Origin of the sequence: Pedobacter sp. MC2016-05, assembly GCF_026239735.1 — a bacterium.
GTDB lineage: Bacteria > Bacteroidota > Bacteroidia > Sphingobacteriales > Sphingobacteriaceae > Pedobacter.
Genome location: NZ_JAPIVT010000033.1, coordinates 1 through 25,686 on the forward strand (window position 1 = coordinate 1; position 25,686 = coordinate 25,686).

Below are 25,686 nucleotides of genomic sequence, written 5' to 3' on the forward strand. Positions count from 1 at the left end.
TCAGCCGATAGCGAAATTTTCATTATATTTAAAGTATGAAAACGCTAAAATCGCTCTATCTAACTTTCAGTTTAGTTTGCTTAATAAACTTTGCTTATGCAGCAATGTTGGGAACTTCAGAAATCATTAACTTCTTGTCGTTTGCATTTTATTAATGGTACCAATAGGATTAATCGTTTGGTTAATCGTTTATCTTGTAAACAAGAATAACAGTTAAAGGGTATTTTTTTTTCATCTTTCCGCTAAAACCACTGCCGTCATTTCGACCGAAGCGGAGCAATCTCTGTAATAAAAATTAAATCATAGCTAGTGTATTAAGATTGTTTCCCCAAAAAATCGGGATAAACCGTGCCTCGCAATGACGAATACTCTAGTTCTTGCCAATAGAACATATCCGAAGTTAATAAACCTTGTATACAAACCTTGCAGGTTTTGAAAACCTGCAAGGTTTACACCTTACATTTTTGTACTTTTGCGGCTATGTCAGTTATTAAACCCTCATTAGCAAAAGGCACTCGCGATTTTACGCCTGTTGAAATGGTGAAACGCAACTTTATTTACGATACCATAAAATCGGTTTTCAGGAAATATGGTTACGCAGAAATTCAAACACCAAGTTTTGAAAACTTATCTACCTTAACCGGAAAATATGGCGATGAAGGTGACAAATTGATCTTTAAAATTCTGAATAGCGGAGAATATTTAAAAGATGCAAAGAAGAAATCATTCGACTTTGCTCAGGATGACAACAGTAATCAATTGATACCATTAATCTCCGAAAAAGCGCTCCGCTACGACTTAACCGTTCCATTCGCTCGTTATGTAGTGATGCACCAACACGAGCTTACGTTACCCTTCAAACGTTTCCAGGTGCAACCCGTATGGAGAGCCGACAGACCGCAAAAGGGAAGATATCGCGAATTTTACCAATGCGATGTAGACGTTGTGGGTTCAGAAAGCTTATTAAACGAGGCAGAATTCATCCTGATTTACAATGAAGCTCTGGCTAAACTAGGATTGAAAGATTTTACCATAAAAATTAATAATAGAAAAATTCTATCAGGCATCGCAGAGATTATAGGTAAACCTGATTTGATTGTTGATATGACTGTCGCCATTGATAAACTGGATAAAATTGGTTTAGATGGTGTAAGTAAAGAGTTACTAGAACGTGGTTTTACAGAGGATGATTTGGAAAAACTTCGTCCGGTTATCTTGTTAGAAGGCACTAACGAAGAGAAATTATCAACTCTAAAAGAATTTTTAGCAACATCAGAAACTGGCTTGAAAGGCATTGCAGAAATCGAACAAGTTTTTGATTATGTAGAAAGCTTAATTTCTTATGCTTTACCACTTACCGCGAAACTTGAGTTAGATATCACTTTGGCTCGTGGATTAAACTACTACACTGGTTGTATTTTCGAAGTAAAAACCAACGAAGTTGCCATGGGCAGCATCGGCGGTGGTGGGAGATACGATGATTTAACTGGCATGTTCGGGCTGAAAGATTTAACTGGAGTTGGCGTTTCTTTCGGTGCAGACAGAATTTACGATGTTTTGGAAGAACTGAATCTTTTCCCTGCATCAGCAGAAATTGGAACAAAGGTCTTAATCAGTAATTTCGATGCTGAAGCAGAAAAGTTTGTCTTGCCAATTTTACAACAGTTCCGAAATGCAGGAATTGCAACCGAGCTTTATCCTACATCAGCAAAGCTTAAAAAGCAAATGGCCTATGCTGATGCCAAAAATATTCCCTATGTAATTTTAATTGGTGGCGATGAAATCGCAAGCGGCGAGTTGACACTAAAGGACATGCAAAGCGGTGAGCAGAAAAAACTGACAGTGCTGAGTATCTTAGATTTACTTAAATAAGTAATAATATTTTCGAAACTCAAAAAGTTAAAACAATTTTCTAGTCCAGATCATTATCTATTTATAAAACTCAAAAATTATGATAGACCCAGAAGACGAAGATTATTCGAACGATCCGAACGATGCTTTACGCAGAGAGGACGATACAGAAAACATCAATGAATTAGATGGCGACGATTCCAATATAGAACACGACAAAGACTTATTGGAACAAGCAGATGAAGCATCGAGATCATCATACGAATTAAACGTAGATGACTTAAAGGACGAAGATGACTTGGATGACTAAAAAGAAAGCCGCAGATTTTCAGATTTAAATCTGCAAATCTGCGGCTTTTTATTTTAACGTGAGTTCTACTCCCCGGCTTACCTTCTATTTTATTTTGCTTTCGGTTTATAGGTTTCTGGATTAACTGCAGCAACCGTCCATCCCTTTAAAAAGGAGGTGATTTTCTTTACATCATGTCCTACTTTTTTCTTTCCATTAGCACCAATTTCGTCGGTTTCCAGGTATGATGAGTTTTCGATATGAAGCACTTTTCCTTTGCCATCCAAAACCACAAAAACTGGAAAACCGAATCGATTAGGAAATCCCAAGTATTTCATCGCCTCATCGTTATGGTGATCTTTATCCCAGTTTACTAAAACATATTCATAATTGTCGTTGATGGTTTGTTTTAAAACTGCAGTTGTATCAACCAGGTTATGAAAAGCGATACACCAGCTGCACCAATTTCCGCCAACTTGTACCAAAACATGTTTATTTGCTTTTGCAGCCTTTTCAGTGGCAGCTTTTAGGTCGGCCAAAGCATTTGCCTCAGGGTTGTAAATATGAACGCCTTCTTTTTTCGCCTGACTAAATGCCGCACTCGAAATAAATACAGCAGTTAATATGATTAGTAATTTTTTCATGATGTCATTATAATAATGTAAAAATAATAAAGTCGACCAGATTAATAGACTACCAGCAGATTCTTTACAGAAGGAATACATTTTTCAATTGTATATCTTTGTTAAAATAATGGATTTTTTAGACTTACATACGCACAAAGCATCGCAGACTAAAGGTGTAAACAGCATTCAAAGTCTTTCACTTACTAGCGATATTTTCCTGGCGATGCCTAAAACTAAGCCGATTTCTATTGGCTTGCACCCATGGTATGCAACGTTAGAAAAGCTCGAAATCCAAATGAAATATTTAAGTGTTTTGGCCAGGCAGAAAAACGTGAAATTAATCGGCGAATGCGGTTTAGATAAATTGAAGGGTGAAACCCTGCCGGCTCAAATTATTATTTTAGAAAGTCAGATAGCTCTTGCAGAGGTACTAAATAAACCACTTATTTTGCACTGCGTAAAAGCCATTTCAGAATTGATCGAAATTAAAAGCCGCTTGAATGTGAAAATTCCAATGATTATTCATGGTTTTAACAAGAAGGCCGAGGTGGGGAAACAGCTAATCTCTAAAGGATTTCTCCTCTCTTTTGGCTCAGCGATTTTACAGAAAAATTCGGGTGTACAAAAGCTGATTCAAGAAACGGACAACTTTTTTTTGGAAACTGATGATGCTGAAACTCCAATTGAAGCAATTTATGAAGCAGTAGCAAATTTGAAAAAATGTTCTGTTGATGAATTGAAAGCACGTATTTTTGTGGACTGGAAAAAGTTGAACTTGTTTTAATTAACCACGGATGGACACAGATAAACACTGATTATAGTGTTCTTTTTTTTAAGTGTTTTAAAAATAATCAGCCACGGAAGCATAAACTCAAAGAAAAATCCGTGTTAATCAGTGTTTCCGTGGCAATAAAAAAAAATTAATTGCAGATTTGCAATACAGATTAAAAATTTAATATCTGTGTTCATCCTTTTTATCTGTGGTAAAAAATTAAGCAAAATGTCTGATACAAGCTGGCTTTCTCGCTCTGCCCTTTTACTTGGCAATGATGGAATCGATAAATTACAATCGCAACACGTATTAGTAATCGGCCTGGGAGGCGTTGGTTCTTTTGCAGCAGAATTCATTTGCCGCTCTGGTATTGGCGAAATGACGATTGTTGACGGCGACGTGGTTGACCCTACCAATCGTAATCGGCAGTTGCCTGCTCTGGCCACCAATCATGGCGTGAGTAAGGCGGCAATTATGCAAGAGCGTTTATTTGCAATCAATCCCGAGTTGAAATTACATGTTATAAATACATTTCTCACGCCGGAAAAATGTCGTGAAATTTTAGAGTCGAAATTTGATTACATCATGGATTGCATTGATAGCGTGATGCCGAAAATCACCTTGCTTTCTACTGCGTTGGAAAAAAATATTCCCATTGTAAGTTCAATGGGTGCTGGCGGCAAAATGGACCCCACTAAATTGAGCATTACGATGCTTCCTGACACTTACCAATGTGTTTTTGCCAGTTACGTTCGTAAAAGATTAAACAAATTGGTTGGCGCAGAGAAAATTAAGGCCGTTTTTTCTACCGAAGAAATGGACAAAAATTCAATGATTATGACCGATGGAAGTAATTTTAAGCGTTCTGCTTATGGCACCGTTTCCTATCTTCCTGCTGCATTTGGCGGTGCTTGTGCATCGGTGGTGATTAGAGATTTACTAGGGCTTTCAATAGAAATGGCGGAGCGGCCAGCAAGGATTAGTCGTAAAGTTTTGGCCAAAAAGAAAAAGAAAATTTCTTAGATCTGTTTTCTAATGTAGAACAGACAATAGGTTTTGATGTGATTGTTGATATTCTCATTTCTGGAAAATTTTAAATTGTTGTAAGTTTAAAATTCCGAAACAAGATCACTTCATGCCACAACCCGTAAAAATTCTTCAAGCTGCCGCAGGTTCAGGTAAAACGTTCAGTTTAACCGCACATTATCTTACTTTACTTTTTTCTGGCGACAATAAATACCGCGAAATTTTAGCTGTAACCTTTACTAATAAGGCTACTGAAGAAATGAAAACGCGTATTTTAGAGGTATTGCTGGGTTTTGCCAAAGGCGATACATCAAGAAAGATCGAAGACTACCGTGTGTTAGTTCTGGCATCGCATCCAGATCTGAACACAGAAAGCTTAAAGTTGAAAGCCGACGCTATTTATAGAAAAATCCTCCATGATTACAGTCGTTTTTCGGTGAGTACAATTGATGGTTTTGTACAAAAAGTAATTCGTGGTTTTGCTTTTGAATTGGGCCTGGAAAGTGGCTACAGTTTGGAAATGAACACCGAAAAGGTAAAAAAAGAACTGACTGCAAAACTGGAAAAATTGCTTGATGAGAAAGATAATTTATTGCAGTGGGTAGTAGAATTGGCATTAGACAGGATAAGTAACAACAAATCATGGAATTATAATGCAGAGCTATTAAATCTGGTAAGCGAAGTTTTTAAAGATAAGTTTTCATCTTTTGAAGTGGCTGTAAATAGTTTTGGCACTGAAAACACCGATATTGTTTTTAAAAAATACATCGATTTCTCTAAAAATCTGATTAAAAAATTTGAAACTGATTTAGTAGATCTTGCTGAAACTGCGCTCGGAATTATTGAAGTCAGCGGTTTTTCAGCTGATGATTTTAAGGGCAAAAGTCGTTCACCCTTATTAAAGTTTCGAAGCATTATGACGGGCAACTTTGCTGATGTGGAGAAAGTGCTAAAGCTAACAGATGATGAAGAAAATTGGTTTCCGAAAGGAAAATCAAACGAACTTTACAGTGATATCAACCCGATTTTACATCAAATTGCAAACATCTACGGTACAGGAATTGGCGACTATACTTTAGCTAAGGCATTTATCAGAAATGGATATTTTTTACGCTTAATGCAAGAAATAGCGGTTTTACTTACCCAATATCGGGAAGAAAATGAAACCCTTTTGATCAGCGATGCGCAAAAGTTGCTAAATGGAATAGCGCAGGATGCTGGCGAAAACCCATCCTTTATTTGGGAGAAAATGGGAAACCGGTACCGAAATTTTCTCTTCGACGAGTTTCAGGATACTTCCAGTAACCAATGGGATAGTTTTTTCCCGCTTGTTGATAATGCTGTTTCTACCCACAACGGAAAACTCCATGACCATTTAATTGTGGGAGATGCGAAGCAATCTATCTATCGCTGGCGAGATGGCGACTATAAATTGTTGCATCAAAAAGCCAAGTCAAATTTGCAAGACCATAACGTTTTCGAAGATAAACTTTTAGAAAATTACCGCAGTACCGAAGAAATTATCAACTTTAACAACCAGCTTTACCAAAAACTGGCGGTGCTCTTACAAGGTAAAATCAATGGTGAAATTCCGCCTGAGGATGATTTGCTAAACGGTTTCTGGAACCACCCATCTAATCAATACAATCAAATTATCACTAATATTTATAAGGGCGTTGAGCAGAATACGCATCCTAAAACTACCAAAGGCGGCGTTATCAAAATCAAAAAAATTGAATTCGATAAACCAAAAGCCAACCCTGATGGAATTGTAGAAACCATTGTTACCGATGTAGAACCAGAAAATAAAAAGCAAGCCTCATTGGCAGAAATGCTTAATGAAGTTAAAGTTTTATTGAACGAAAAAGGTTATCAGCAACGCGAAATAGGGATTTTGGTGCGGTCAAATGCAGAAGCAACAGAAGTGGTAAACGCACTGATGGACGCTGGCCTGGATGTGATATCTGGAGAAGCCTTAAAAATTGCAAATAGTACGGCGATCAAACTTATCATTAACTTGCTGAAATTATTAGTTGTTAGTCCGGCTAATTCTGCTTTGTATAAAGCAAATTGTATTGCCTTATATGCCCAACTGCATGAAAAACCCATTAATGGCGATCATTATTTTGGACTGAAGGATACCTCGATGGAAAACCTGCAACATGTTTTGCCTGCCGATTTTTGTCTGAATTATAAAAGTTGGATGGCACTTCCCGTTTCGGAACTAATAGAGAAAATAATCAAGGCTTTCCAGTTAGACACCTATCAAAAAAACGGAATAAACCCTTTTTTACCTTATCTGTTAGCATTTAGGGATTTAACCAATAAAGCATCCCGACAGGGCGAAAAAGGCATCTCCTCATTTTTAGATTGGTGGGAAGAAGAAGGGCACAACAAAAACCTACCCTCGCCCGAAACTGCAAACGCCATCCAGGTGATGACCATCCATAAATCGAAAGGCTTGGCTTTTAGAGCGGTATTTATTCCTTTCTGCGAGTGGCCGTTAGGTGGAAAAGCTAACAACGCTTTTTGGGTACCGATGGAGGGAACGCCTTACGTCGATTTGCAAAGTGTTCCGCTTCAATTTACGAGTAGCTTAAAAGGTTCATCCGTAGCTAAATACTATTTGGAAGAACTTTTGATGAATTATATGGATGCCTTAAATAGCCTTTACGTGGCTACTACAAGGGCTAAAGATTATCTATACATTTCTTTTTCAGGCAAGAAGAAACCTTCACTAAGCCACATTGGCGATGCTGTTTTTAGCGCTTACGAAGAAGATTTTGAACATACTGATGAAATCGCAATTGGCACCTTTTCAACCAAAGGCGATGGTATGGAGAGTTTAAAAGCGCTGAATTTAACCGCCTATCCTACTACCGATAGATTGGAAGATGTATACGAAGAAAGCGAGAACCGGCCACAACGATACATAGATAATATTACCAAATCTGGCAAGAAAGGGAGCAACCTGCACTTAATTCTGGCTGAAGTAAATAAAGCTGATGAAATTGTAGACATCGTTGAGAAATTGATTCTGGTGGGATTGATACTCGAAGAGGAGAAGGATGATTATATTAAACAGACATCGTCGGTGTTGGCCCATCCAGAGTTGAGCGCATTGCTAAGCCAGAACGCCAATCAAATCAATGAAAAATCAATAATTGGCATTGACGGTAAAACCTATCGGCCAGATAAGCTGGTGTTAAATGGAGAAAAAGTTTGTATTATCGACTATAAATTTACAGCTGAGGAAAGCCAAAGTCATATTGCTCAAATTACCAATTACAAAAACTTAATAGAGGCTATGGGCTACCAGGATGTTAAACCGTATTTGTTTTACGCCACCTTGGGCAAACTAAAAGCTGTTTAAAATATGAACCCATTTTTACAAGATGTAGCCAAAGATTTAGTAGCTAAGTTTGGTGAAAATTTGCAAAATTGTGCCATTGTATTTAACAATAAGCGCCCAACAGCTTATTTACAAAAGCACCTTGCCGACATTTATCAGAAACCGTTTTGGAGTCCGTCATTTTATACTGTTTCTGAATTTTTTGCCGAAGCAACATCTCTAAAAATCGCCGATCATTATACTCAGTTTTTCACCCTCTACGACTGCTACATTCAGCTTTTAAAGAATGAAGGAATTGAAAAACTGCCCTCTATTGCAAAATTTCATAACATTGCCCGAATTATTTTAGGCGATTTTAGTCAGATTGATAATGATTTAGTTGATGCGAACAGGCTGTTTACAGAACTGGAAGATATTGCGGTGATTAACCAGCAGTTCGATTTCTTAACGGCAGAGCAAAAAGCCTTTTTATCGCAGTTCTGGGAATCTTACTCCGAAGGAAAATTTAAAAAACAGCAAGAGCTATTTATCCGGATGTGGCATCGAATGCCTCTATTGTACAATGAATTCCATCAACAGCTGAAAACCAAAGATTTTATTACCATGGCCCGCTTGTATAAAAACATCGGCGAGGGTACAAACGAAATCGATTTTACTGCTAAATACACTGGAAAAAAGCTAGTGTTTATTGGGTTCAATGCACTAAGCAAAGCCGAAGCTAAGGCATTTAAACGCTGGCAGGATGAGGATAAAGCGATCTTTTATTTCGATACGGATAGTTATTACCTGGAAGATGAGATGCAGGAATCGGGATTGTTTTTAAGACGAAACTTAAAGCAGATAGGCCTGATCAACCAATTATTAAATGAAACCAGCTTCATCAAAACATCTACAAGAGCGGTAAATGTGTTTAAAGTGCAAGGGCAAACGGCACAGGCAAAAATTGTAACAGAATTGCTGGCCAAAGAAAAAGAACTGATTTTAAATAATCAAGCCATAACTTCTACAGCGATTATTTTGGCAGACGAGAGCTTGCTAATTCCCTTAATGCAAACCATTCCATCAACTATTGAGGATAAAAAAGTAGATGTAAATATCACCATGGGTTTTGGCCTGGCGAATTCTTCATTGTATGGTCTGACCGATTTATGGTTAACGGTTCAATCTGAGTTGAGTGCAAAAAAAACGATTAAATATCAAACTGCTGAGGCTTTTTTATCTCATCCGTTAACTGGAATTAGTGAAATTATGCGTCCGAAAATTATCGATGCATTAATTAAGGAGCAACTTGCAGAAGTTCCATATCAGCGCCTAACGAGACAAGGCGGTTTGTTAGCGAAGTTTTTCGAACCTATAGATTCTACAGCTAACACAGTAACTATATTAAATGAGCTACTGGATTATGTTTTACATCGTGAGCTTGCAAGCAAAAGTTTGAAGAAGATTGATGCCGAATTGTTTGGAAAAACCATTCAGGAACTCAACCGTTTGCAGGATACTTTACAGCACCATATCGATAAGTACAACAAGGAAATAGAGCTTAGTTTTGTGCTTTCTCTGATCCAAAAATCGTTGGCAGAAATTGCAGTTCCCTTGGAGGGAGATCCCCTGAGTGGAATTCAAATTATGGGCTTACTGGAAAGTAGAAACCTAAATTTCGATCGGGTAATCATATTAGGCTTAAATGAGGGGATTGTTCCGCAAGCTTCTACCTCGACAACCTTTATTCCTGATAGCTTAAGAAGGGTTTATGGTTTACCAGTGCTTGAAAATCAAGACGCCATTTCCGCTTACATGTTTTATCGTTTAATTCAACGGGCGCAAAATTTAGATTTTGTTTATAACAGTTTAACTGATGAAAGTAATAGCGGTGAACCTTCCAGATTTATTAAGCAGCTGGAGTATGAAAGCGGATTTAATTTCAATCACCAGGAACTTCAGCTTGCTGTTAAAACGGAACTTAAACGTGAGGAGGTTGTTTTAAAATCGGAAAAGGTTCAGGAAGTTTTAAATAAATACCTTTCGGGACAAAAATACCTGTCAGCATCAGCCTTAACCACCTATATCTCCAATCCAATCGATTTCTTTTATAAATACGTAGCAGGAATTGAAGAGCCAAAGGAAGTTGAAGAAACGGTAGAAGCCTATAAAGTTGGTTTAATTCTGCATTATGCCATGGAGCAATTTTATGAACAGCTGCGCATAATATCGCCAGAAATTACTGTAGAAAGAATTAAAGATAAGCGAAAAGATATTCCAGAACTAATTATTGAAGGCTTTGCCGATTCTTTATACGGCGATAAAAAAGAACCAAAAGAGATCCGCTTGACCCATGTAAAACGACTAGCCAAAACGATTAAATTAAATGGGATGGAGAAAATTGTTTTCGCTATTGTAAACGAGTATATCAGTATTATTTTAAAACAGGATACCGAAGATGCACCATTTACTTTAATTGGCTTAGAGCAAAAGGGCAACGTCGAATTTAGCTTTGAAGCGAATGGCAAAAACCAACACATTAAGCTTTACGGCATTATCGATCGCGTTGATTTGAAAAATGGCGGCTATAGAATTGTGGATTATAAAACGGGAGGTGATAAACTAAAGTATTCTTCCATAGAAGAATGTTTCGATACGGATTGTGGCAACATTAACAAAGCGCTTATTCAAACGCTCTTTTATACTTATGTGTACGAGCAAATATCGAAGAATGAAAATGTGGAACCTAACCTTTATGTAGTGAAAAGTATGAGTAAAGATGGAATCCATTTTACTGGCAAAGGCGGCCTGTTACGAAACGAATTTCTCGCATCAGAAAAACAAGCCTTTTTAAATGCATTGAGGACGAAGCTGAAAGAATTATTCGATTATAGTATTCCTTTCAGGGCGAGTCAGAATTCGGGAAACTATGTTTATTCTATTTATACAACACTTTTTGGGAGGTAAAAGAAAAGTTTAAAGACTAAAGAAGAAAGTCTAAAGCAAAAATCCATAGCCTCATCGTCATTGAGAGGTACGAAGCAATCTTCAAACGTTCGCTAATAAACCCACAGCATTAGGATTGCTTAGTGCCTCGCAATGACGATCATTTTTTTAAATATTTTGCATCCTTTGTAGTTTAACGCTTAAATTTAAAAATGCTTACCCTCAACTTCACCAAATTTCCAATACTCGAAACCGAACGATTAATTCTTCGCGAACATTCGTTATCTGACGCGGAAACTTTATTCGCCATGCGGACCAATGAAACGGTAATGAAATACATCGACCGAGAAAGACCTCAAGATTTATTAGACATTCAAACATTCATCACCACATTAAATCAAGCTTTCGAAAATGGTGATAATTTGGCTTGGGTAATTGCATTAAAAGAAAATCCTGACCAAATGATTGGCTCTATTGGATATTGGAGAACTGATTTTGCCAACCACAGGGCAGAAATCGGTTATATGCTGCACCCCAACTACTGGAGAAAAGGAATAATATCCGAAGCGCTGAAAAGAACAATTGATTTTGGCTTTGAAGACATCAATTTGCACACAATTAAAGCAAATATCAATGTAGAAAACGATGCTTCCAGGCAAATGCTTATCAAGCATGGTTTCGTTAAAGAGGCTCACTTCAAACAAGATTTTTATTTCAGAGGCCAGTTTTTAGATAGTGAGATTTACGGATTGCTAAATCCGAATCACAAAACTTTATCAATACAACGAAATTACAGAAGCAGATAGAGAAGTTTCGAGAAAAACCAAAATCCTGATACAAACACAAGCTTCGTTGAAGCATTACAAAATAATATTTTAGCTAAAAGTAAACATACGTATAAACCCTATTTAAAAAGCCTTAAAAATCATCATTATCAACCATAATTATTACAAAATACAGGTTTAATTCCCTTTGGTTTGGTAACGATTAATAATTATATTTGCCACTGTTATTAAAATTTACAATGAGAGAAATCCAATTTAGAGAAGCACTACGTGAAGCCATGCAAGAAGAAATGCGCAAAGATGACCGCGTTTTTTTATTAGGTGAAGAAGTAGCAGAATATAACGGAGCGTACAAAGTAAGTCAGGGAATGCTTGATGAATTTGGTGCAAAACGTATTATCGATACCCCGATTGCCGAACTTGGTTTCGCAGGTATTGCAACTGGTGCTGCAACAGCAGGCCTCATTCCAATTGTGGAGTTCATGACTTTCAACTTCTCATTAGTAGCTATCGATCAAATTATCAACGGTGCTGCTAAAATTTTATCAATGAGTGGTGGTCAGTTCTCATGCCCAATGGTCTTCCGCGGTCCAACAGGTAACGCAGGTCAATTAGGTGCACAACACTCTCAAAACTTCGAAAACTGGTTTGCAAATACTCCAGGTTTAAAAGTTGTTGTTCCATCAACTCCTTATGATGCAAAAGGTTTATTAAAACAAGCAATCATCGATCCGGATCCAGTTATTTTCATGGAATCGGAAGTAATGTATGGTGATAAAGGTGACGTTCCTGCAGAAGAATATTATATCGAATTCGGTAAAGCAAATGTAACTAAACAAGGTACAGATGTAACTATCGTAACTTTCGGTAAAATGTTAACCCGTGTAGTTAATCCAGCAGTAGAGGAATTAACCAAAGAGGGAATCAATGTAGAAGTAATTGATTTACGTACTGTTCGCCCAATCGATTACGACACGATTATCGAATCTGTTAAGAAAACCAACCGTTTAGTAGTGGTAGAAGAAGCTTGGCCATTGGCATCACTTTCAGGTGAAATTGCTTTCATGGTTCAGAAAAAAGCTTTCGATTATTTAGATGCGCCAGTTTTACGTATTACTTGCGCTGATGTTCCACTTCCATACTCGCCAACTTTAATTGCCGCTAGCTTACCAAATGCAGATAGAGTTGTTAAAGCGGTTAAAGAAGTAATGTACGCTACAAAATAATTTAAAAATGTCAGTCTGGGCGTAGCCGAAGAGTAAAAATATAAAATCCTCCAAATTACTTTTGGAGGATTTTTTTTCAATCGATTTTAGCTTGATGCTCATCTCCCTACCCTCAATAATATCGGGAAATGCACGTCTTTGGTGGCATCGTCTCCCCAAGCCTCTTTTAGTTCCGTAAACATATATTCTAAAGGATTTCTATCATTTGCCTTCTTGTAATGTTGAAGAGATGACCAGGTATTCAAATAGCCAATCATCTGATTGAAAGTCCATTTGGTTTTAATTTGAAAATGCGGTGCAATAATTTCTTCAAAAGGAAATGGAATGGTTTTATATCCTTCCTCAATATATCTCCGTTCACTATCCCAATATTTCCCTAAAATATCTTCGTAAAGCTTATGGATGGCTTTATCAACTTTTTTATCGATAAACATGATCCCGTAACCAATTACGGCCAGTAAGCCATTGGGCTTAAGTGTTCGTTTTACTTCAGAATAAAATGCTTCAAAATTAAACCAATGGATTGCCTGCGCTACCGTTATGAGGTCAAAACTTTGATCAGGAACATTTATTTTCTCAGCAGGCGCTACATCGTAAACAATATTTGGCATTTTAAGCGCCTGATGCAGCTGTTGCTCACTAATATCAGTCGCATATACTGACTTAAAATGTTGTGCTAAAACCCTGGAAACCTGTCCATTTCCTGTTGCGCAATCCCATGCGGCATCTTTGTTGTCCACCAAATTGAAAAGGTAATCATACAGCTCTTGTGGATATGTTGGTCGATAGATGGCATACTCAGCAGACTGTGTAGAAAAGTTATCTTTCATGCTTAATTTAATAAGTGTGTGCTAGAAATTTGTGACTTAATTTTTGAATACTTTCTTGCAAATGAATTATTCTAAAACTATCTTACAAATTAAACAAAACTTACCAATTAGTGTTTAACCCGTTTGTTCAAAAAACAATCATTTTTTCACTTTAAGATTATGAATAAATCCAGAAATGATTTTCCTTCAGAAGAGATGAATGACGTTAAATACAGGTTAAAATCTATCTTCGGTGGCTCTGTAGGCAATTTAGTAGAGTGGTACGACTGGTATACTTATTCTGCATTTGCGTTATATTTTTCTCCCGTATTTTTCCCAAACAGAAATCCTACTGCTCAACTCCTAAATACAGCTGGAATTTTTGCAGTAGGCTTTTTAATGCGACCAATCGGTGGGTGGTTATTTGGTAGCATTGCCGATAAAAAAGGCCGAAAAACCTCTATGGCATTATCGGTTTTCATCATGGCAATTGGCTCCTTAATTATTGGTTTGACACCAGGCTATAAGCAAATTGGAATTTTAGCACCATTGCTGTTGGTTTTTGCAAGACTAATTCAAGGTTTAAGTACGGGCGGAGAATACGGAACCTCTGCTACATACTTAAGTGAAATGGCTTCAAAAAAACACCGTGGTTTTTATTCGAGCTTTCAATATGTAACCCTTATTGGCGGTCAGTTACTGGCTTTGGGTATCCAATTAATTTTGCAAAACTGGTTGCTTACTCCACAACAACTCCATAATTGGGGCTGGCGAATACCATTTTTCATTGGTGCTATACTTTCCTTTATCGCACTTTATTTAAGACGACATGTTGCCGAAACTTCAGCTTTTAAAAGCAAAGATAAAGAAGAAAAAAAAGGTGGAATTGCTGTGCTGATGAAATATCCGAAAGAACTATTTACGGTTGTTGGTTTAACCCTGGGTGGAACAATTGCCTTTTATACTTTCAGTACATACATGCAAAAATTCTTAGTTAATACTGTTCATTTAAGCAAAGAAACTTCCACAACGCTATCATTTATTTCGCTTTTGGTGTTTGCTATATTGCAACCATTGTTTGGCTTATTATCTGATATAATTGGCAGGAAACCATTATTAATTGGTTTTGGCATTTTAGGTTCTCTTTGTACTGTTCCTATTTTAACTGGTTTAGCCAGCGAAACCAACACAACCATTATCTTTTTATTAATGATTGCTGCTTTGATCATTGTGAGTGGATATACCAGTATAAATGCGGTCGTAAAGGCTGAACTATTCCCGGCAGAGATTAGAGCTTTGGGCGTGGGACTTCCATATGCTTTAACCGTAGCCATCTTTGGCGGTACAGCCGAGTATTTTGCACTTTGGTTTAAAAATATCGGCCACGAAAATTACTTCTATTGGTATGTTACGGGTTGTATTTTAATTTCATTGATTTTGTATACAACCATGAAAGATACCAAGCATCATTCAAAAATAGAGGAGTAAGCTAATGGCAGAATTTCGCGATTAAACAAATATTTTCACCCGTAGCCATCTAGATAGTTCATTAATTATATTGCGGAAATAAAATATAAAGGTTAGTTCGCTTTCGGCTAAATGCCAACCAGTTGTTAGTAAGAATCCGTTTCCAAAATAATCAAATTTTATATATTTACAATTATGCAGAATCAAGCCCCTTTAGCCGAAAGAATGCGCCCTCAAAACCTCGATGAATATGTAGGGCAAAAACATTTGGTGGGTACAGGTGCGGTTTTGCGCAAAGCGATTGAAAGCAGTCAATTGCCATCGATGATTTTTTGGGGACCTCCCGGAGTCGGCAAAACCACTTTAGCTTATATCATTTCTCAAGCTTTAGATCGACCGTTTTTTAACCTCAGTGCTATTAATAGTGGCGTTAAAGACATAAGAGAGGTGATTGATAAAGCCGCAGCCTTAAAAGACAGTTTTTTGGGTTTGCCCATTTTATTCATAGATGAAATCCATCGGTTTAGCAAATCGCAGCAAGATAGCCTGCTGGGCGCTGTAGAACGCGGTTTGGTAACGCTAATCGGCGCCACCACAGAAAACCCATCATTTGAAGTGATTTCCGCTTTGCTTTCCCGTTGCCAAGTCTATATTTTAAAATCCTTAACTGAAGAAGAGCTTGCTGGTTTATTGCAAACGGCCATTAAAAAAGATAGCATTCTTAGTGAAAAGAAAATTGCTATTAAAGAGCACGAAGCCTTAATTCGCTTAAGTGGTGGCGACGCCAGAAAGCTTTTAAATGTTTTGGAAATTGCCATTAACGGTATCGGCGGCGATAAAATAACCTTAACAAATGAAAATGTTTTGGCGCATGCACAGCAAAATTTAGCTTTGTATGATAAGGCAGGTGAACAACACTATGATATCATTTCAGCGTTTATCAAATCGATTCGTGGTAGCGATCCAAATGCAGCAGTTTACTGGCTGGCGAGAATGATTGAGGGTGGTGAAGATCCGCTCTTTATTGCCAGAAGATTGTTAATTCTTTCTTCAGAAGATATTGGAAATGCCAATCCAAATGCTCTGCTCCTGGCCAATAATTGCTTTACCGCGGTAAACGTAATCGGCTATCCCGAAGCCAGAATTATCTTATCGCAATGCGTAACCTATTTGGCCAGTTCGGCTAAAAGCAATGCATCTTATGAAGCCATAAACCATGCACAAGCACTCGTAAAGCAAACCGGAAACCTGCCTGTTCCGCTACACATTCGCAATGCACCAACCAAGCTGATGAAGAACATTGGTTATGGAAAAGACTATAAATATTCGCATGGTTATGAAGGGAATTTTGAGCCACAAGAATATTTTCCGGACGAATTAAGCGGAACAAAACTTTACGACCCAGGGAAAAACCCGGCAGAAGAAAAGCTTCGGGAAAAGCTGAAACAAAACTGGAAAGACAAATACAATTATTAGTGTAACATTTGAAGGAAAATGTCAACTAATAGATAGAAACTAATACTAAACTTATATATGCTGAGTACTTTTTTGAGCCATCAAAGGAAATCCTTTTGGCGATCCAGAAATCGTGGCGGTAGTATCGCCACTCAAATTTTACTGGGATTTTTCATGCTGTATTTCCTGGCTGTTGCCGTTGGAATTGGTTTTGGAATGAATATCTTCCTGCCTAAAGTTTTTAAAGGCGTAAATATCCTGACCAGTTTTAATGGAATAATCCTGTATTATTTCGCTTTTGACTTCGTAATGCGTTTGCAGCTACAAGAACTCCCTACCTTAAGCATTATTCCTTATTTGCATTTAAAAGTCACGAAGTATAAAATAATTGGTTTTTTGAATATTAAAGCACTTTTTTCAGCTTTTAATCTCTGGCCGATTTTTCTATTTTTCCCTTTCATCTTTACAGAAATAATTGATGAATATGGAGCTTTTGCTGCCGTAATGTATGCAGTAGCCATACTTTCAATTACCGTTTTCAACAACTATTTAATTCTCTATATCAAAAGAAAATCAATTACCAATGTGCTTTACACTTTGGGCGGCTTTATATTGATTGCTATTTTCGGTGCTTTAGAGTATTTCAAAATCATCTCACTAATTAGTGTTTCCGATACGGTTTTCAGGGCAATTGGCGAACGCCCATACTTGGGTTTCGCATTCACCATACTTGCTTTCGCGGTTTTTAAACTTAATTCTGACTTCTTATTAAAGAACTTATACGTCGAAGAATTAGGAACCAAGCAAGAGAGAAAAGTGAGTACTGACTATGCCTTCTTAAATCGTTTCGGCAAAGTAGGAGAGTTAGCGGCCCTGGAATTAAAACTTATTTTGCGCCACAAACGCTCACGTTCATCGGTGATCCTTGGCTTATTTTTTCTGCTCTATGGATTCTTTTTCTATAGACAAAAGCTAATTGACACCGATTCGTTTGGTAAGATGATGTTTGCAGGGATTTTCATGACGGGTGTATCCATCATTATTTACGGGCAATTTATGTTTGCCTGGCAAAGTTCACATTTTGATGGATTGTTGAGCAACAAAATAAATTTTAAAAATTTTATAAAAGCAAAGTTTTTGCTTTTCACTATCGGCTCTACCATCATCAGCTTACTCTCCACATTTTATGGCTTCATGAGCTGGAAACTGGTAGTGATGCATTTAGTTTGTTACCTGTATAACATCGGTTTTGGTACCGTAATAGTACTTTATTTAGCCACATTCAATTATAAACGAATAGATATTACCAAAGCTGCAAGCTTTAATTATCAAGGTACAGGAGCCACACAATGGTTACTCATGTTTCCGTATGCCTTAACACCCATGTTGATGTATTTACCCTTTAGCTTATTAGATCTTCCCTATTGGGGATTATTTACGATAGGCACCTTTGGAGTATTGATGCTTTTGATGAGGGGTTTCTGGGTTAACCTGATTACTGCAAAATTTGAAAAACAACGTTATAAAATAGCCGAAGGCTTTAGAGAATAATTATGATACTAGAGGTAAAAAAATTAAAGAAAGTTTATGGCGATAAAACAGTTGTAAACATTGATCATGTACAAATTAGAGCTGGCGAAACCATTGGTTTAGTCGGCAATAACGGCGCTGGAAAAACGACGTTCTTCCGAATGATTTTAGATTTAATTCGCCCAACGGAAGGTGAAGTTTTATCTAAAGATAAAAACGTGGCAAACGGTGATGATTGGAAAAATTATACCGCATCATTTTTAGATGAGGGTTTTTTAATAGACTATTTAACCCCTGAAGAATATTTCACGTTCATAGGAAGCTTAAATAACTTAAGTGTAGCGGATGTTGGAGCCTATTTAACGCAGTATGCAGATTTTTTTAACGGAGAAATTTTGAATAGTGGAAAGTATATCCGCGATTTTAGTAAAGGAAATCAAAATAAGGTAGGTATAGCAGCTGCATTGATGCAGAAACCTGAACTGCTGATATTGGATGAACCTTTCGCTAACCTCGATCCAACTACTCAGATCAGGTTGAAACAGCTTTTGAAAACTTACCCTGGGAACATGACTACTTTTATTTCTAGTCATGATTTAAACCATGTTACAGATGTGTGTAGTCGGATCATTTTGGTAGAAAAAGGTAAAGTGATCAAAGATTTTAAAACGGATGAAAACACCCTAAAAGAATTGGAGAGTTACTTCTCCGCTTAGATTTTGTACTAAGAATGATACAGATAAGAAGGGCTATGGTTTAACATAGCTCTTTTTTTATACATGATAATATTTTAACAGGTGCTAAAACATTAGAATTCAATTAAAATAGGATTGGGTTATTTTTTGGCATCGTGTTTGAATACGAGTTGTAGAATTATAAATCTAGATTATTATGAGTATTTCAAAAGTAAAAATAGCAACATTAAGTATAGGGTTAGCAGTGGGTTCGATGGCATTCCAAAGTTGTGATAGTTTAACCAAAACACAAAAAGGTGCTGGTATAGGTGCTGCTGCAGGTGGTGTAGTAGGTGCCTTAATTGGTAAAAAAGCTGGTAATACAGCTGTTGGTGCATTAATCGGTGGCGCTATTGGTGGTACAGCAGGGGCTTTTATTGGTCGCAGGATGGACAGACAGGCTGCTGAAATTCAAAAAGCAATTCCAAACGCCGAAGTAATCCGCGAAGGTGAAGGTATTATTGTAAAGTTTGATAGCGGTATTTTATTTGATTTTGATAAAACAGCTTTGAAAGATGCAGCAAAAACCAATGTTCAAAGTTTAGCAGCTTCTTTAAATCAATATCCTGATACTGATATTAAAGTAATTGGCCATACTGATAGTCGTGGTACAGAACAATATAACATGGGATTATCAGAAAGAAGAGCAGCAGCGGTTAAAGCTTATGCAGTTTCTCAGGGTGTTCCTGCTTCGAGATTAGTAACCATTGGTAAAGGTTTTGCAGAACCAATAGCAGATAATGAAACTGATGCTGGTCGTGCAGCTAACCGTCGTGTTGAAATTGTAATCGTTGCAAATGATGCATTGAAAAACACAGCAAAATCTCAAGGATAATATCTGCATATTCCCTCTACCTATGAGGTCATTATATATCCAACCCCGATGCTAAAACATCGGGGTTTTTTGTTATCATTCGTTAAGAATATATATCATCAAAATAACCAATCACCAATGATTTCATGAGCATTTCTTGCTCTAACATCGTATAAGGTGGAATGGCCTTTATCAACTTCCAATGCGGCCAACCGTCTTGGTCAACGCCTTCCAATTCATAAAAATCCATCTCACTTAAAAGGCGGCAAGTAGCAATATGCATCAATTCTTCTTTTTGCCGCTTGCTGTATTTCTTTGGTCCTTTTCCTAACTCCTGCACGCCAATTAAGAAAAGCATTACTTTTAAATCAGGAAAATCTGAATCAAATTCCTTTGCAATCCGCTCCTGTAAAATTTTCCATTTGGCATTAATCTCCGATGGTTTCATAGCTGCAAAGATAGATTTAAAAGAATCAAGCTGAAAGTGAAACTTTGATGATGAAAAGTAAAACTTTAATTCTAACCGCTACAAATACCGCATAAAAACTTATTTTAATTACATTTATAACCTATGAAAACAGATTCTAATAAAATAATTTCTGCAGGTTTATTGGCCTATGGCATGTCAGGCAAGGTATTTCATGCACCATTTTTAAATGCTCACCACGGATTCAATTTAAAAGCGATTGTAGAGCGAAGCAAAAAAAATGCAATAAACGATTATCCAAATATTATAAGTTATAACAGTGTTGAGGAGTTATTGAACGATGACGAGATTGAACTGGTTGTTGTAAATACACCAAATAACCTTCATTACGAACATGCTAAAGCAGCACTTCTAAAAGGAAAGCACATTTTAGTGGAAAAGCCATTTACAGCTACATCTGCACAAGCTGAAGAGTTATTTCAATTGGCAGATAAAGTAGGTAAACAAATTATTTTCTATCAAAACCGCCGATGGGATAGCGATTTCACCTCAGTAAAAAAAGTGTTAGCAAGTGGTAAACTTGGCAAACTAAACGAAATGCATCTTCGTTACGATCGCTATAGAAATGTGATTGGGCCAAAAGCCTTTAAAGAACAGGCAGTAGAAGCAAGCGGCTTAATTTACGATCTCGGTCCCCATCTTTTAGATCAAGTGGTTAGCTTATTTGGAAAGCCAATTAGCTACCATAAAATATTAGGTAAAAATAGAGTGGGCACAGCAGTTGATGATTATTTCAGCATTCAACTTAGCTATCCCAACAGTGTTTTTGTATTTGTTACTTCGAGCATGTTGGTTGTAGATCCGCAGGCGGCTTTCGTTATACATGGCGTAAATGGTAGTTTCATAAAACAACGAGCCGACATCCAGGAAGAGCAGCTTTTGGCTGGAATGAAACTCACTGATAAAGGTTACGGCATCGAATTAGCGGGAAAAGAAGGATTATTAACTACAATTGACGCTGATGGAAACAAAACAGAAGAAACTATTCCGTCAGAATTAGGAAGTTATTTACCTCTTTTTGAAGCTGCATATCTTGCTTTAACAAACCAGGAAAATTATCCTGTTACCAGAGAGGATGTATTAACTCAGCTAGAGATTTTAGAAAGTTAGTATAATAATCACCACCCGAATATTCACTAAATTATCGTCGATTAATAAGATATGAATTCATTGCCATTTGCCTACCTTATCCCTATATTTTTAATTGCCATTTACCTGATTCTTAAAAAAAAGAAACCTAAAATTGATCCGCTCACTGATACGGATAAAAAAATACTAGACGATTATGTGGGTTACTATCATCAACTGGATTCGACAGATAAGCTGAGATTTGAGCAAAAGATAGCCGAGTTTTTTGCCGCAGTTAAAATTGAACCGGTTGGCTTGGAAATGACCACTTTAGATGAGCTTTTAATTGCATCGAGTGCAGTTATCCCCATTTTTGGCTTTGCAGACTGGCAGTATAAAAACCTAAGTACGGTATTGTTATATCCTGATACGTTTGACAAAGATTTCCAGTTTGAAGGGGGAGAACGGCAAATAATGGGCATGGTTGGCAGTGGTTATATGAATGGTCAAATGATTTTATCTCGGTCGGCACTGCGACAAGGTTTCTCGAAAAGTGCCGGTAAAGAAAATACGGCAATTCATGAGTTTGTGCACCTTTTAGATAAATCAGATGGTGCAACAGATGGTGTACCCGAAAATTTGATTTCACACGAGTATACACTTCCGTGGATTAAAATGATGCACGAGGAAATGGCACGAATTGAAGATAATAAATCGGATATTAATCCTTATGCCATTACAAATGAAGCAGAATTTTTCGCCGTGGTATCAGAATATTTTTTCGAAAAGCCTTACTTGTTGAAAGAAAAGCACCCAGATTTATATCAGCAATTGAGCAGAATATTTGCACAACATCCTGCTAACTAATTATCAACCCTCGCATCTAGCAGAAACAAATCAAGTAACCAATGGAGACTTTCAAAATATTTTCTATCCTTTTCTGCCTGACGTTAAGTGCATTCGCACAAAAGACCTACGTACTGAAACAAAATTTTCCGATAGGTAAAAAGTATACCTTTTCAATGGTTTCTGATCAGATCATCAATCAGGAAATTTCAGGGCAAAAAATAAATCTCAATCAAAATATTGGTACCGACTATATTTTCGATATCCGCAATGGAGATAATATGAGTAAGGATATTGAGGTGGTATACAGTCGCATATTCATGAAATCATCGGGAATGGGAAATACGATAATGATGGATTCGAATGATCCAGATACGACAAAAGTCAATCCCTTCAGAGGAATTAAAGGCGCATCTTTCAGAATGGAAATTGCGCCCAATGGCAGTATAAAATCACTAACGGGAATCGATGCAATGTTAAACAACATGACTTCGAGAATGTCAAAAGATTCATCGGTGATTCGCAGTTTAAAAATTTCATTGGCCAAACAGTTTAATTCTGAAGGCATGAAACAAACCATGGAATCATCCTTAAAAATTTATCCGGAAAAGCCTGTAAAAATTGGTGAAAGCTGGACGGTTGACACCAAAATGCAAATGACCATGCCTATTGAAACCATCACAAAATACACTTTGAAAGAGGTTAAAAATGAAGTCGCTTATTTAAATATATCTGGCAGTTTAACCTCAAAGGGTGATTTTGAAACGATGGGGAACAAAATGCAAAGTGATTTGACCGGCACAAATAACGGCGATGTGGAACTGGACATGAAAACCGGCTTAATTCTGAAGAGCCATTTACGAATAGAGTTAGCGGGTACAATGTCTGCAATGGGGCAAAAGATCAATTTTGAGCTACAGGGAATCAATAAAATGATAGGTAAAGAAATGCAGAAAAATGCTATATCAACCCCATAATATCTTCGCTAAAAGTTATTCGTTAATCACTTCACACCTATAAACTTCCAGTTAAAGCCACTAAAAATTCAGTAGGTATTTCAATGTGCGGAATATGCCCGCAAGCCTCAAATTCTATCAGTTTTGCCCCAGGAATCTTGGCGGCAGTTTGCTTTCCCAAAAATTTATACTGACCATGCAAAACCTGTTGATCAGGAGTTAAAAGCCCTTTACCTACGATCGTTTTATCTTCCTTGCCAATAAATAAAACGGTTGGCACTTTTAAATTTTGAAACTCATACACTACTGGCTGCTCGTAAATCATAGTGAAAGTCATGGCCGCAACCTTTGCCCAACGCGGATAGTCGGCGCTGAAAGTAACTCCACCGGCAACATTAACCAAATACTCATATTCAGGTTTCCAATAAGTAAAATAAGAACTCTGATAATATTTCCGAACGCTTTCTGCGGTGGTTTTTAGTTCTGTTTGATATTGCTGAGCTGTATTTACATAAGGCACAAAGGTTTTATAATCCTCTAAACCAATTGGATTTTCGAGCAATAATTTTTCGGTTCTATCTGGATAAAGCAATGCAAAACGCGTAGCTAACATGCCCCCCATACTGTGCCCCAATACCACCGTTTTCTGAACGCCAAGAGTATCCAACAATTTTTTATTCCATGTGGCCATTTGATGGAAACTATAATGAATAAACGGTTTTGATGATTTGCCGAACCCAATTTGATCTGGAACTATAACCCGATAGCCAATATCAGTTAAAGCTTTGATTACATTGCCCCAATAGTAACCACCAAAGTTTTTTCCGTGAAATAGCATCGCGGTTTTACCGTTTGCCGTCTTGGTTGGCGCAATGTCCATATACGCCATTTTTACATCCTGACCTTCAGTTGATATAGGGAAAAACTTAACAGCATATGGATACTTTACATTCTCTAATGTGATGGACAACGTATCAATTTTTTGTGCTTGCGAATACGTGATAGTGGAAAGTGAAAGGGCAAATAAAAGGAGAAACTTCTTCATGTTCATAATTATTTATGGCGATTATCAAAAGGGGATGCGCCTAATTTAATACTTATTTATGCTTTTCACCAACCAAATAAATTAAAAACCATGCCTGTTTTTCGAATCAGGGAGAGGCCGTTAAGTCTGGATGTTTTAAGAAATATCACTTCAGAAAAAATGTCGATTGCCTTGAGTGATGATGCAATTTCTCGTATTAATAAGTGCAGAAACTACCTTGACGATAAATTAAAGCAGCATCAAGAGCCAATTTATGGTATTAACACAGGGTTTGGCTATTTACAGAATGTTAAAGTTGAAGAAGAAAACCTTACCAAATTGCAGTACAACTTATTGCTCTCTCACGCTTGTGGCACAGGAAATAAGGTACCTGCTGAGATTGTAAAGTTAATGTTGCTTTTAAAGATTCAATCTCTAAGCTATGGTTATTCGGCCATTGCCTTATCTACTGTACAACGTTTAGTCGATTTTTACAATCATGATATTCTTCCCTTGGTTTACACTCAGGGGTCTTTGGGTGCATCAGGAGATTTAGCTCCATTGGCCCATCTGGCGTTGCCTTTAATTGGCGAAGGCGAAGTTTACCATCAAGGTAAAAAGCTAAAAACGAACGATCTTTATCAAAAACTGAATTGGTTTCCTTTATCGCTGAAACCAAAAGAAGGCCTGGCATTGATTAATGGAACTCAGTTTGTGAGCGCCTATGGTGTTCCTATTTTATTGAAAACTGAACGCTTAAGCGATTGGGCAGATACAATTGCAGCGATTTCGATAGATGCGTTTGATTGCCGGATAGAGCCTTTTGATCATTTAAGTCATGAGATTAGACCCCATAAAGGGCAACAGGAAACCGCAAAGAAAATTAAAGATTTGTTAAATGAGAGTGAGTTTATCGCAAGCGAGGGAAAACAAACGCAAGATCCCTACTCTTTTCGCTGTGTACCACAGGTACATGGAGCCATCAAAGATGCAATTGCTTATGTAAAGGCGGTTTTTGAGACGGAGATTAATTTGGTAACCGATAATCCAAATGTTTTTCCAGATGAAGATCGAATTATATCGGCGGGGAATTTCCATGGCCAGCCGTTAGCTCTGAGTTTAGATTTCCTTTGTATTGCCCTAGCCGAATTGGGTTCCATTTCTGAAAGAAGGGTTTTTCCAACTTATTTCAGGTCAACGGAATTTGCCTCACATTTTAATTGAAGATGCTGGATTGAACTCCGGTTTAATGATTGCCCAGTATACCGCAGCATCCATTGCAAGCGAAAACAAACAACTTTGTACACCTTCTTCTGTAGATAGTATTGTGAGCAGCAATGGCCAGGAAGACCATGTAAGCATGGGCGCAAATGGCGCTACAAAATGTTATCGGGTGGCAAAAAACCTCGAAAATATTTTGGCTATTGAATTACTTAGAACCGCCCAGGCGTTGGATTTACGTAAGCCATTAAAATCATCAAAGGCGATAGAAAATATGGTTTCAGCGTACAGGAAAGTGGTTAGCTTTAATAATGCCGACCGGATTCTAGCTGATGATATCAAGAATACAGTTCAATTTTGAATAAGAATTAGATTTCGGTTGGTGATGACACCAATGCTATTAACTTAAGCTATTTATATGTC

The 25,686-nt window shown here is 37.3% G+C and carries 22 protein-coding genes; 18 read left to right on the forward strand and 4 right to left on the reverse strand.

The genetic code is table 11. From position 1 onward, the window contains the following. The first annotated feature begins 480 nt into the window (after window positions 1-480). Both hisS and OQZ33_RS23510 read left to right on the forward strand, forming a co-directional pair. Complete coding sequence (gene hisS / locus OQZ33_RS23505) at window positions 481-1,872, forward strand: histidine--tRNA ligase (RefSeq protein WP_265801971.1); 1,392 nt, start codon at window positions 481-483, stop codon at window positions 1,870-1,872. A gap of 79 nt (window positions 1,873-1,951) precedes the next feature. After that, window positions 1,952-2,161, forward strand: coding sequence for a hypothetical protein (locus OQZ33_RS23510; protein ID WP_265801972.1), 210 nt, complete (start codon window positions 1,952-1,954; stop codon window positions 2,159-2,161). Window positions 2,162-2,250: 89 nt separating this feature from the next. Here OQZ33_RS23510 and OQZ33_RS23515 read toward each other — a convergent pair whose 3' ends face one another. Beyond that, on the reverse strand, window positions 2,251-2,784 hold the full coding sequence (locus OQZ33_RS23515) for a thioredoxin family protein (RefSeq protein ID WP_265801973.1): 534 nt from the start codon (window positions 2,782-2,784) through the stop codon (window positions 2,251-2,253). Between the two features lie 109 nt (window positions 2,785-2,893). On the opposite strand from OQZ33_RS23515, the gene OQZ33_RS23520 reads away from it, so the two are divergent. The 6 genes from OQZ33_RS23520 (at window position 2,894) to OQZ33_RS23545 (ending at window position 12,852) form a co-directional block, all read left to right on the forward strand. Continuing rightward, the gene (locus OQZ33_RS23520) at window positions 2,894-3,550 is read left to right on the forward strand and encodes a TatD family hydrolase (protein ID WP_265801974.1); all 657 of its coding nucleotides are present in this window, start codon (window positions 2,894-2,896) and stop codon (window positions 3,548-3,550) included. A 216-nt stretch (window positions 3,551-3,766) separates the two neighbouring features. Continuing rightward, the gene (locus tag OQZ33_RS23525; RefSeq protein ID WP_265801975.1) at window positions 3,767-4,561 is read left to right on the forward strand and encodes a tRNA threonylcarbamoyladenosine dehydratase; all 795 of its coding nucleotides are present in this window, start codon (window positions 3,767-3,769) and stop codon (window positions 4,559-4,561) included. A 112-nt stretch (window positions 4,562-4,673) separates the two neighbouring features. Next, window positions 4,674-7,937: a UvrD-helicase domain-containing protein gene (locus OQZ33_RS23530; RefSeq protein ID WP_265801976.1), complete on the forward strand. Its 3,264-nt coding sequence runs from the start codon at window positions 4,674-4,676 to the stop codon at window positions 7,935-7,937. 3 nt (window positions 7,938-7,940) lie between these two features. Beyond that, a complete protein-coding gene (locus tag OQZ33_RS23535; RefSeq protein ID WP_265801977.1) occupies window positions 7,941-10,862 on the forward strand; it encodes a PD-(D/E)XK nuclease family protein in 2,922 nt (973 codons plus the stop codon). Between the two features lie 191 nt (window positions 10,863-11,053). Further along, the gene (locus OQZ33_RS23540) at window positions 11,054-11,647 is read left to right on the forward strand and encodes a GNAT family N-acetyltransferase (RefSeq protein ID WP_265801978.1); all 594 of its coding nucleotides are present in this window, start codon (window positions 11,054-11,056) and stop codon (window positions 11,645-11,647) included. Window positions 11,648-11,865: 218 nt separating this feature from the next. Then, window positions 11,866-12,852 carry a pyruvate dehydrogenase complex E1 component subunit beta gene (locus OQZ33_RS23545; protein WP_056848203.1) on the forward strand — a complete coding sequence of 329 codons (987 nt, stop codon included), beginning with the start codon at window positions 11,866-11,868 and terminating at the stop codon, window positions 12,850-12,852. A gap of 98 nt (window positions 12,853-12,950) precedes the next feature. Here the strand turns inward: OQZ33_RS23545 and OQZ33_RS23550 are convergent, their stop codons facing one another. Next, window positions 12,951-13,682, reverse strand: coding sequence for a class I SAM-dependent methyltransferase (locus OQZ33_RS23550; RefSeq protein ID WP_265801980.1), 732 nt, complete (start codon window positions 13,680-13,682; stop codon window positions 12,951-12,953). A 159-nt stretch (window positions 13,683-13,841) separates the two neighbouring features. On the opposite strand from OQZ33_RS23550, the gene OQZ33_RS23555 reads away from it, so the two are divergent. The 5 genes from OQZ33_RS23555 to OQZ33_RS23575 all read left to right on the forward strand — a co-directional run bounded on the left by OQZ33_RS23555 (window position 13,842) and on the right by OQZ33_RS23575 (window position 19,682). Beyond that, the gene (locus OQZ33_RS23555; RefSeq protein WP_265801982.1) at window positions 13,842-15,149 is read left to right on the forward strand and encodes an MFS transporter; all 1,308 of its coding nucleotides are present in this window, start codon (window positions 13,842-13,844) and stop codon (window positions 15,147-15,149) included. A 174-nt stretch (window positions 15,150-15,323) separates the two neighbouring features. Beyond that, window positions 15,324-16,604 carry a replication-associated recombination protein A gene (locus tag OQZ33_RS23560; RefSeq protein ID WP_265801983.1) on the forward strand — a complete coding sequence of 427 codons (1,281 nt, stop codon included), beginning with the start codon at window positions 15,324-15,326 and terminating at the stop codon, window positions 16,602-16,604. 57 nt (window positions 16,605-16,661) lie between these two features. Next, on the forward strand, window positions 16,662-18,134 hold the full coding sequence (locus tag OQZ33_RS23565; protein ID WP_265801985.1) for a DUF5687 family protein: 1,473 nt from the start codon (window positions 16,662-16,664) through the stop codon (window positions 18,132-18,134). 2 nt (window positions 18,135-18,136) lie between these two features. Then, window positions 18,137-18,829 carry an ABC transporter ATP-binding protein gene (locus OQZ33_RS23570; RefSeq protein WP_265801986.1) on the forward strand — a complete coding sequence of 231 codons (693 nt, stop codon included), beginning with the start codon at window positions 18,137-18,139 and terminating at the stop codon, window positions 18,827-18,829. Window positions 18,830-19,004: 175 nt separating this feature from the next. Beyond that, the gene (locus OQZ33_RS23575; protein WP_200926304.1) at window positions 19,005-19,682 is read left to right on the forward strand and encodes an OmpA family protein; all 678 of its coding nucleotides are present in this window, start codon (window positions 19,005-19,007) and stop codon (window positions 19,680-19,682) included. Window positions 19,683-19,764: 82 nt separating this feature from the next. On the opposite strand, the gene OQZ33_RS23580 is transcribed toward OQZ33_RS23575, so the two are convergent. Continuing rightward, window positions 19,765-20,109 carry a hypothetical protein gene (locus tag OQZ33_RS23580; RefSeq protein ID WP_265801988.1) on the reverse strand — a complete coding sequence of 115 codons (345 nt, stop codon included), beginning with the start codon at window positions 20,107-20,109 and terminating at the stop codon, window positions 19,765-19,767. Window positions 20,110-20,232: 123 nt separating this feature from the next. On the opposite strand from OQZ33_RS23580, the gene OQZ33_RS23585 reads away from it, so the two are divergent. From OQZ33_RS23585 to OQZ33_RS23595, 3 genes are read left to right on the forward strand one after another with little or no spacing between them, the layout of a single operon-like run. Next, complete coding sequence (locus OQZ33_RS23585) at window positions 20,233-21,258, forward strand: Gfo/Idh/MocA family oxidoreductase (RefSeq protein WP_265801989.1); 1,026 nt, start codon at window positions 20,233-20,235, stop codon at window positions 21,256-21,258. Window positions 21,259-21,309: 51 nt separating this feature from the next. Beyond that, window positions 21,310-22,083, forward strand: a complete 774-nt coding sequence (locus OQZ33_RS23590; RefSeq protein ID WP_265801990.1) for a zinc-dependent peptidase — start codon at window positions 21,310-21,312, stop codon at window positions 22,081-22,083. Window positions 22,084-22,124: 41 nt separating this feature from the next. Then, entirely contained in the window at window positions 22,125-23,039 is a 915-nt protein-coding gene (locus OQZ33_RS23595) for a DUF6263 family protein (RefSeq protein ID WP_265801991.1), read from the forward strand. Window positions 23,040-23,076: 37 nt separating this feature from the next. Here OQZ33_RS23595 and OQZ33_RS23600 read toward each other — a convergent pair whose 3' ends face one another. Then, window positions 23,077-24,063 (reverse strand): alpha/beta fold hydrolase, encoded by a 987-nt coding sequence (locus OQZ33_RS23600; protein ID WP_265801992.1) that lies wholly within the window; start codon window positions 24,061-24,063, stop codon window positions 23,077-23,079. A gap of 90 nt (window positions 24,064-24,153) precedes the next feature. Between OQZ33_RS23600 and OQZ33_RS23605 the strand changes: the two genes are divergently transcribed. Both OQZ33_RS23605 and OQZ33_RS23610 read left to right on the forward strand, forming a co-directional pair. Next, window positions 24,154-25,266: an HAL/PAL/TAL family ammonia-lyase gene (locus OQZ33_RS23605; protein ID WP_265801994.1), complete on the forward strand. Its 1,113-nt coding sequence runs from the start codon at window positions 24,154-24,156 to the stop codon at window positions 25,264-25,266. Continuing rightward, window positions 25,247-25,624, forward strand: a complete 378-nt coding sequence (locus tag OQZ33_RS23610; protein WP_265801996.1) for an aromatic amino acid lyase — start codon at window positions 25,247-25,249, stop codon at window positions 25,622-25,624. The genes OQZ33_RS23605 and OQZ33_RS23610 overlap by 20 nt, the downstream gene beginning before the upstream one ends. Window positions 25,625-25,686 lie beyond the last annotated feature (62 nt).

What these genes read in the sequence shown, in the direction of transcription:
- OQZ33_RS23540 (WP_265801978.1), top strand. Translation starts at nt 11,054, where the DNA reads ATGCTTACCCTCAACTTCACCAAATTTCCAATACTCGAAACCGAACGA.
- OQZ33_RS23565 (WP_265801985.1), top strand. Translation starts at nt 16,662, where the DNA reads ATGCTGAGTACTTTTTTGAGCCATCAAAGGAAATCCTTTTGGCGATCC.
- OQZ33_RS23605 (WP_265801994.1), top strand. Translation starts at nt 24,154, where the DNA reads ATGCCTGTTTTTCGAATCAGGGAGAGGCCGTTAAGTCTGGATGTTTTA.
- OQZ33_RS23600 (WP_265801992.1), bottom strand. Translation starts at nt 24,063, where the DNA reads ATGAAGAAGTTTCTCCTTTTATTTGCCCTTTCACTTTCCACTATCACG.
- OQZ33_RS23525 (WP_265801975.1), top strand. Translation starts at nt 3,767, where the DNA reads ATGTCTGATACAAGCTGGCTTTCTCGCTCTGCCCTTTTACTTGGCAAT.
- OQZ33_RS23510 (WP_265801972.1), top strand. Translation starts at nt 1,952, where the DNA reads ATGATAGACCCAGAAGACGAAGATTATTCGAACGATCCGAACGATGCT.
- OQZ33_RS23585 (WP_265801989.1), top strand. Translation starts at nt 20,233, where the DNA reads ATGAAAACAGATTCTAATAAAATAATTTCTGCAGGTTTATTGGCCTAT.
- OQZ33_RS23550 (WP_265801980.1), bottom strand. Translation starts at nt 13,682, where the DNA reads ATGAAAGATAACTTTTCTACACAGTCTGCTGAGTATGCCATCTATCGA.
- OQZ33_RS23570 (WP_265801986.1), top strand. Translation starts at nt 18,137, where the DNA reads ATGATACTAGAGGTAAAAAAATTAAAGAAAGTTTATGGCGATAAAACA.
- OQZ33_RS23560 (WP_265801983.1), top strand. Translation starts at nt 15,324, where the DNA reads ATGCAGAATCAAGCCCCTTTAGCCGAAAGAATGCGCCCTCAAAACCTC.
- OQZ33_RS23545 (WP_056848203.1), top strand. Translation starts at nt 11,866, where the DNA reads ATGAGAGAAATCCAATTTAGAGAAGCACTACGTGAAGCCATGCAAGAA.
- OQZ33_RS23595 (WP_265801991.1), top strand. Translation starts at nt 22,125, where the DNA reads ATGGAGACTTTCAAAATATTTTCTATCCTTTTCTGCCTGACGTTAAGT.
- hisS (WP_265801971.1), top strand. Translation starts at nt 481, where the DNA reads ATGTCAGTTATTAAACCCTCATTAGCAAAAGGCACTCGCGATTTTACG.
- OQZ33_RS23580 (WP_265801988.1), bottom strand. Translation starts at nt 20,109, where the DNA reads ATGAAACCATCGGAGATTAATGCCAAATGGAAAATTTTACAGGAGCGG.
- OQZ33_RS23590 (WP_265801990.1), top strand. Translation starts at nt 21,310, where the DNA reads ATGAATTCATTGCCATTTGCCTACCTTATCCCTATATTTTTAATTGCC.
- OQZ33_RS23530 (WP_265801976.1), top strand. Translation starts at nt 4,674, where the DNA reads ATGCCACAACCCGTAAAAATTCTTCAAGCTGCCGCAGGTTCAGGTAAA.
- OQZ33_RS23575 (WP_200926304.1), top strand. Translation starts at nt 19,005, where the DNA reads ATGAGTATTTCAAAAGTAAAAATAGCAACATTAAGTATAGGGTTAGCA.
- OQZ33_RS23535 (WP_265801977.1), top strand. Translation starts at nt 7,941, where the DNA reads ATGAACCCATTTTTACAAGATGTAGCCAAAGATTTAGTAGCTAAGTTT.
- OQZ33_RS23515 (WP_265801973.1), bottom strand. Translation starts at nt 2,784, where the DNA reads ATGAAAAAATTACTAATCATATTAACTGCTGTATTTATTTCGAGTGCG.
- OQZ33_RS23555 (WP_265801982.1), top strand. Translation starts at nt 13,842, where the DNA reads ATGAATAAATCCAGAAATGATTTTCCTTCAGAAGAGATGAATGACGTT.
- OQZ33_RS23520 (WP_265801974.1), top strand. Translation starts at nt 2,894, where the DNA reads ATGGATTTTTTAGACTTACATACGCACAAAGCATCGCAGACTAAAGGT.